We start from the raw sequence: 6,895 nt of genomic DNA, 5'->3' as shown, positions 1-6,895 counted from the left end.
TGGTGGGTGATGACGGGATCGAACCGCCGACCCCCTCCTTGTAAGGGAGGTGCTCTCCCAGCTGAGCTAATCACCCCCGCTGTGTGGAGTCGCATTATAGGGAGAGTTGAAAATGAGTCAACGCATTTTCTAAAGAAATTGTCCGTTCGTCGTAAATTTAAACAAAACGATCGCGAATTACTCCGTTCAGCATGATTTGCATACGAAAATCGCAAAGCGTGATGTTCCAACCCGAACAACATTGAGGAATCAGACCACGGTGATAGAATACCAGCCTGATAATCTTTCCCGGATTTGCCGGTTGTCGGCATCTTTAATAAACGTAAGGCCATTTCATGAAAATCAAAACTCGCTTCGCGCCAAGCCCGACAGGCTATCTGCACGTCGGCGGCGCGCGTACTGCTCTTTACTCCTGGCTTTTTGCACGTAACCACGGCGGTGAGTTTGTGCTGCGTATTGAAGACACCGATCTCGAACGCTCCACGCCGGAAGCTATTGAAGCCATTATGGATGGTATGAACTGGCTGAGCCTGGAATGGGATGAAGGCCCGTATTTCCAGACCAAACGTTTTGATCGTTACAACGCGGTGATTGATGAGATGCTGGAAGCGGGTACGGCATATAAATGCTACTGCTCCAAAGAGCGTCTGGAAGCACTGCGCGAAGAACAAATGGCGAAAGGCGAGAAGCCGCGTTACGACGGCCGCTGCCGTCATGGTCACGAACATCATTCTGACGATGAGCCTTGCGTTGTGCGTTTTGCCAACCCGCAGGACGGCTCCGTTATTTTTGACGACCAGATCCGTGGGCCGATCGAATTCAGCAACCAGGAGCTGGACGATCTGATCATTCGTCGTACCGACGGTTCCCCGACCTATAACTTCTGCGTGGTTGTGGATGACTGGGATATGGAAATCACCCATGTGATTCGTGGCGAAGACCATATCAACAACACGCCGCGCCAGATTAACATCCTGAAAGCGCTGAACGCGCCGGTTCCGGTGTACGCGCACGTTTCCATGATCAACGGCGACGACGGTAAAAAACTGTCCAAGCGTCATGGCGCGGTCAGCGTGATGCAGTATCGTGACGACGGCTACCTGCCGGAAGCGCTGCTGAACTACCTGGTGCGTCTGGGCTGGTCCAGCGGCGATCAGGAGATCTTCACCCGTGAAGAGATGATCAAGCTGTTCTCGTTGAATGCCGTGAGCAAATCCGCCAGTGCGTTCAACACTGACAAACTGCTGTGGCTGAACCATCACTACATCAATTCTCTGGCGCCGGAATATGTGGCAACGCACCTGCAATGGCACATTGAGCAGGAGAATATCGATACCCGTAACGGCCCGCAGCTGGCTGAACTGGTGAAACTGCTGGGCGAACGCTGCAAAACACTGAAAGAGATGGCGCAAAGCTGCCGCTATTTCTATGAGGACTTTGCTGAGTTCGACGCGGATGCGGCGAAAAAACACCTGCGCCCGGTCGCGCGTCAGCCGCTGGAAGTGGTGCGTGATAAGCTGGCGGCCATCACAGAGTGGAGCGCAGAAAACGTACACCATGCAATTCAGGCGACAGCCGATGAACTGGAAGTGGGGATGGGGAAAGTCGGTATGCCGCTGCGCGTTGCCGTCACTGGCGCAGGCCAGTCTCCGGCGCTGGACGTCACGGTGCATGCGATTGGTAAATCCCGCAGCATTGAGCGCATCAATAAAGCGCTGGCTTTTATCGCGGAACGTGAAAATCAGCAGTAAGGTGTATTAACCGTAGGCCGGATGGGGGTTGCGCCGCCATCCGGCCTGTTGCCCGATGGCGTTGCGCTTATTGGGTCTACGATTCATCAAGGCCCAAACGGGCGAGAAAACCGCGTATGCCTTCTCGCGACAGAAACTGCGCCAGCTTTTCCTGCTCTTTGGACGACATGTTCTCTACGGCATCAATAATCTGGCGATAGGCGTGGCTGCGCACAACGTGGCTGTATTCGGCAAGCGGCTCCTCCGCCTGATAAAACGCAGAATGGTTGCGGAAGGCAGGGATGTTAAGAATAAATTCCTGTACGCGAGCATCAATGTGAATGAGCCTTGCCCGACCGCCTTTTACGCCCGGAAACTTTTCAGTTTCCCATCCTTGTTCTCTGATCCACCGATTAACGGTTTGTCTGGCAACGCCAAGGCACTCCGCCAGCTCTTCGGTCGTCATTTTGCTGCGTAATTTTTTCATATTATTTGCTATCGCGAATCCCTAAGCGTTGTAACAAACCGGTAATCCCTTCACGCAAAAGCAAAGACGTAAAGTGCTTCTGTTCAGATGGCGTCATCTCTTTGGCCAGCGTGACCAGCAGCGATTCAAGAGAGGTATCGCTGGTTAACGAAAAGGATTCCGATGCTCCCTCCGCAGAACGCTCGGCGCTGCGGATATATTCGCGAACCTGCTCATTAACGTGTACCAGCCGGGCTTTTCCTCCCTGTACGCCTGGTTTGGGCGACGTCGTCCAGCCTTCCTTGCGCACCCATTTATTGATGGTTTGTCGGCTGTAACCGGTCAGATTAGCGAGTTCTTCTGGCGTCATCCGTTCCTTGAACATAACGATTCCCTGAATAGTCGTATGGTTAATTAGCGGTTCACTTTATAGCATCATTTTAGTTGAAACCGTGACGCGTTTAACTACTAAATGCGAGTTGTTACGCAATGTTCTTCATTTGCCTGCTTTTTCAGCGATTGAATTTGCCGGCGGCATTTTGCCGTTGACACATGCGAAGGGAATTCATATGATGCCGCCCGTCAACTCGACAAGCTTTACGTGACGGGGCTATAGCTCAGCTGGGAGAGCGCTTGCATGGCATGCAAGAGGTCAGCGGTTCGATCCCGCTTAGCTCCACCAAATTTGAATCCCAACAAATCTGGTACGTAAAAGCATCGTGGGGCTATAGCTCAGCTGGGAGAGCGCTTGCATGGCATGCAAGAGGTCAGCGGTTCGATCCCGCTTAGCTCCACCAAAATTTGAACCCTCGCTGAAAAGCGGGGGTTTTTTGTATCTGCATTCCCGCCATTTTTGTAATACAGTTTCAGTAAGCGTCAATACCTTTGTATCAAATGAAAGAACGTGTAAGAGCGCCTGATATCAGGCCTGTGCAGGTTTGCTTCGCGTCACGAATAAACTTATTATTTGTGTGCCTTATAGCGTGACTGATGAGAACAGGGAATCTATGCAGGATAAGCATAACTTACTAAAAAATATAAGAATATTTATCGTTTCTTTGACGCTATCCATTGTCGGCATACAGTTCTCCCGCTCTATTTCTCCGCTCGCCGTTGTCGATGACAGCTCTATTTTCCTGGCCTGGCTGCCGCTATGCGTCATGTTTTCCGTGCTGTTCTTATTTGGCCGACGCGGTATTGCCCCCATCATTTTAGCGATGATGGCGACCAATCACTGGAACCTTCATCTCCCGTTAATGCAGGCAGCGGTGCTGTTATTTTGTCAGACCTTTTCCGTATTGGGCATTTGCGGGATTGTCCGCTGGCAAGTGGGGGCGCGCTGGCGTCATGGATTGCCTGACAGGAATATCTGGTTGCGTATCTTCTGGCTCGGGTTTGTCGCGCCGGCGGGCATCAAAGCCAGCATGTATCTCGCGGGGCATTGTCTGGACTACCCTGTTGCGATATCAACATTCTTTGGTACGGCAACCATTATTTATACTATCGTGGATATTCTGAGCCTGATTTCAGCGGTCCTGATTTTCACTATGCTCTTTTATTATCCTCTGCGGATGATAATCAACCCGCGCTATTGCCGCATTTTCTGGCGCAGGGACATTGCGCCGTATCTGGTCAAAGAGAAGCGTCTGTTTACCCTGACCTGGATCTCCGTCGTCGTGGCGCTGATCGTTCTGATGTGCGCGCCTTTTGATGCCGACTATATTGCCGGTTATCTGGTGCCCGTCTTTTTTATTGTTTTTACGCTCGGCGTGGGCAGGCTGAGTTATCCGCTGCTGAACCTCAGCTGGGCCATCTCTGCGCTGTGCCTGCTGGTGTATAACCGGAATTTCTTGCAGGGCGTCGGCTCCGAATATTCACTGGCCTTTATCCTCTCTGTTCTCATCTCCTTTAGTATTTGCTTGCTGTATATGGTGTGTATTTATCAACGCAGCGAATGGTTGAACCGACAGTGGCATGGTCAGGCATTAACCGACCCGTTGACGCGTCTTCCTAACATTCGCGCGCTGGAGCAATTTTTGTTGCAGGGAACAGGACAAACGGTTTGCTGCCTGCGGATGGAAAACCTGGAATTTTTGAGTCGACATTATGGCATGCTGATGCGCGTTCATTGCAAACGCTCGGTGTGTCGAATGCTGCAACCGTTCTTGCAAGAAAACGAGAGCGTATTTCAGGTGCCAGGCAGCGAATTGTTGTTAGTGCTTCGCGGCCCTGAGACGGAAGCCCGCCTGCAACATATGGTTAATCTCCTCAATAGCCGCAAAATTTACTGGAACAATACCGGGCTGGACATGGAATACGGCGCCGCGTGGGGCGCTTACGACGGCAGGCAGGAGACGCTGCAACCCCTGCTGGGGCAGCTTAGCTGGCTGTCGGAGCAATCCTGCGCGAACCACCGGGTTATGGCGCTGACCCAAAGCCTTGATGCGGTCTCCGATCAGACGACGGAACGGGTATTACTGCTGCAAAAGGTTCGCAAAGCGCTGGAGAACGGCGATCTGGTTTTGTACGCGCAACCGATTCTCAACGCGCAGGGGAAAGGGTATGCGGAGGTTCTGGCGCGACTGAAAAGTGATGACGGCATCATGACGCCGGATCAGTTTATTCCACTGATTGCCCAATTTAACCTCAGCGCCCGCTTTGATTTACAGGTTGTGGAAGCCCTGCTGCGATGGATAGCCACCCATCCGACGACAGCGTCGGGCGCCCGTTTCTCGGTCAATTTAATGCCGTTGACGTTACTGAATAAAGAGAGCGCATCACGCATTATCGGCCTGTTCAGGCGTTATGGTATTACGCCAGAAAGCGTGATCATCGAAATCACCGAAGAGCAGGCGTTTTCCAATTCTGAAATCAGCACGCAGAATATTGCGCAACTGCGGAATTTCGGTTTCAGGATAGCCATTGATGATTTTGGTACGGGATACGCGAACTATGAACGTCTTAAACGCCTGCGGGCAGACATCATCAAGATTGATGGTTGCTTCATAAAAGACATTATGACGGACTCTCTGGATGCGATGATCGTGAAATCAATTACCGATCTCGCGAAAGCGAAATCCTTATGCGTGGTTGCCGAATTTGTCGAGACGCCGGAGCAGCGGGAATTACTCTTAAGCCTGGGCGTGAATTATCTGCAAGGTTATCTGATTGGGCGCCCGCGCCCGCTGGAAACGTCACAGCCATAAAAAAACCGGGGAACATGTCCCCGGTTGCGCGTCGTAAGGCCAGATGAAGGCGTTTGCGCCGCCGCCTGGCGATACCGTAATTACAGCACCAGCGCTGCGATAGACGCAGACAGTACGCTCACCAGCGTTGAGCCGTACACCAGTTTCAGACCAAAACGTGAAACCACGTTGCCTTGCTCTTCGTTCAGACCTTTAATCGCGCCTGCGATAATCCCGATAGAAGAGAAGTTAGCGAAGGAGACCAGGAATACAGAGATGATGCCTTCCGCGCGCGGAGAGAGCGTAGAGGCGATTTTCTGTAGATCCATCATGGCGACGAATTCGTTAGATACCAGTTTGGTCGCCATGATACTGCCTACCTGAAGCGCTTCATTCGCCGGAACCCCCATGACCCAGGCCACCGGGTAGAAGATGTAACCCAGAATGCCCTGGAAGGAGATGCCCAGAACGGCCGCGAACAGGGCGTTCAGCGCCGCGATCAGGGCGATAAAGCCAATCAGCATCGCCGCAACGATAATCGCGACCTTAAAGCCTGCCAGAATGTATTCGCCCAGCATTTCGAAGAAGCTCTGACCTTCGTGCAGGTTAGACATCTGAATATTTTCTTCGCTGGCTTCGACGCGATACGGGTTGATCACTGACAGAACGATAAAGGTGCTGAACATGTTCAGAACCAGCGCCGCAACGACATATTTCGGCTCTAGCATGGTCATGTACGCTCCCACGATAGACATGGATACGGTAGACATCGCCGTTGCCGCCATCGTGTACATACGATTGCGGGACATTTTGCCGAGGATATCTTTATACGCGATAAAGTTCTCAGACTGGCCCAGAATCAGGGAGCTGACGGCGTTAAATGATTCCAGTTTACCCATCCCGTTGACTTTGGATAAGAGGAAACCAATCGCGCGAATCACAACCGGCAGAACGCGGATGTGCTGAAGAATACCGATCAGCGCGGAAATAAAGACGATGGGGCAAAGGACTTTCAGGAAGAAGAAGGCCAGGCCCTGATCGTTCATGCTGCCGAAAACGAAGTTGGTCCCTTCGTTGGCAAAACCGAGCAGTTTTTCAAACATCTCGGAGAAACCTTTCACGAAGCCCAGACCAACGTTTGAGTTCAGGAAGAACCAGGCCAGTAAAACTTCGATAACAAGCAGCTGAATGACGTAACGAATGCGAATTTTTTTACGGTCATGGCTTACCAGCAGTGCGAGTACCGCAACAACAGCGAGGGCCAGGACAAAATGAAGGACGCGGTCCATATTTGCTCCAAATATGAGGCAGGTTTAATTTCCGTGCACATTCTATGCAACAACAATAAAGAAAACGAGATCAAACACACACTATAATAAGGAGCTGTGATGAGATTCAAAATTAGTGATCTGGAATACGTTTCTGTTATGTTTAGTATGGAAGTGAAAAGTTATGTCATTGTGCTAATCTCATACAATTAACAAACAACCTGGTTTTGTTTTTCGACCCTCCCT

At 51.3% G+C, this 6,895-nt stretch carries 5 protein-coding genes and 3 tRNA genes; 4 read left to right on the top strand and 4 right to left on the bottom strand.

The window, feature by feature from the left end; genetic code table 11:
• Positions 1-76: transfer RNA gene (locus OGX75_RS08870), tRNA-Val, on the bottom strand.
• A gap of 259 nt (positions 77-335) precedes the next feature.
• On the opposite strand from OGX75_RS08870, the gene gltX reads away from it, so the two are divergent.
• Positions 336-1,751: a glutamate--tRNA ligase gene (gene gltX / locus OGX75_RS08865; RefSeq protein WP_047462188.1), complete on the top strand. Its 1,416-nt coding sequence runs from the start codon at positions 336-338 to the stop codon at positions 1,749-1,751.
• A 76-nt stretch (positions 1,752-1,827) separates the two neighbouring features.
• Here the strand turns inward: gltX and OGX75_RS08860 are convergent, their stop codons facing one another.
• Both OGX75_RS08860 and OGX75_RS08855 read right to left on the bottom strand, forming a co-directional pair.
• Positions 1,828-2,217 (bottom strand): MerR family transcriptional regulator, encoded by a 390-nt coding sequence (locus OGX75_RS08860; RefSeq protein ID WP_012131383.1) that lies wholly within the window; start codon positions 2,215-2,217, stop codon positions 1,828-1,830.
• 1 nt (position 2,218) lies between these two features.
• Positions 2,219-2,581 carry a YfeC-like transcriptional regulator gene (locus OGX75_RS08855; protein WP_012131384.1) on the bottom strand — a complete coding sequence of 121 codons (363 nt, stop codon included), beginning with the start codon at positions 2,579-2,581 and terminating at the stop codon, positions 2,219-2,221.
• 221 nt (positions 2,582-2,802) lie between these two features.
• Between OGX75_RS08855 and OGX75_RS08850 the strand changes: the two genes are divergently transcribed.
• The 3 genes from OGX75_RS08850 (at position 2,803) to OGX75_RS08840 (ending at position 5,402) form a co-directional block, all read left to right on the top strand.
• Positions 2,803-2,878: transfer RNA gene (locus OGX75_RS08850), tRNA-Ala, on the top strand.
• A 39-nt stretch (positions 2,879-2,917) separates the two neighbouring features.
• Positions 2,918-2,993: transfer RNA gene (locus tag OGX75_RS08845), tRNA-Ala, on the top strand.
• A 210-nt stretch (positions 2,994-3,203) separates the two neighbouring features.
• Complete coding sequence (locus OGX75_RS08840; RefSeq protein WP_286451169.1) at positions 3,204-5,402, top strand: sensor domain-containing phosphodiesterase; 2,199 nt, start codon at positions 3,204-3,206, stop codon at positions 5,400-5,402.
• Between the two features lie 80 nt (positions 5,403-5,482).
• Here the strand turns inward: OGX75_RS08840 and nupC are convergent, their stop codons facing one another.
• Positions 5,483-6,670, bottom strand: coding sequence for a nucleoside permease NupC (nupC, locus tag OGX75_RS08835; RefSeq protein ID WP_012131386.1), 1,188 nt, complete (start codon positions 6,668-6,670; stop codon positions 5,483-5,485).
• Positions 6,671-6,895 lie beyond the last annotated feature (225 nt).

Source organism: Citrobacter sp. CK199, from assembly GCF_030333285.1.
Lineage (GTDB): Bacteria > Pseudomonadota > Gammaproteobacteria > Enterobacterales > Enterobacteriaceae > Citrobacter_B > Citrobacter_B koseri.
The sequence above is the reverse complement of the archived record's forward strand: the minus strand, read 5'-3'. Positions and strand labels throughout refer to the sequence as shown.

Excerpts from the sequence above, each read along its gene's own strand:
- gltX (WP_047462188.1), top strand. The coding sequence starts at position 336 with ATGAAAATCAAAACTCGCTTCGCGCCAAGCCCGACAGGCTATCTGCAC.
- OGX75_RS08860 (WP_012131383.1), bottom strand. The coding sequence starts at position 2,217 with ATGAAAAAATTACGCAGCAAAATGACGACCGAAGAGCTGGCGGAGTGC.
- OGX75_RS08855 (WP_012131384.1), bottom strand. The coding sequence starts at position 2,581 with ATGTTCAAGGAACGGATGACGCCAGAAGAACTCGCTAATCTGACCGGT.
- OGX75_RS08840 (WP_286451169.1), top strand. The coding sequence starts at position 3,204 with ATGCAGGATAAGCATAACTTACTAAAAAATATAAGAATATTTATCGTT.
- nupC (WP_012131386.1), bottom strand. The coding sequence starts at position 6,670 with ATGGACCGCGTCCTTCATTTTGTCCTGGCCCTCGCTGTTGTTGCGGTA.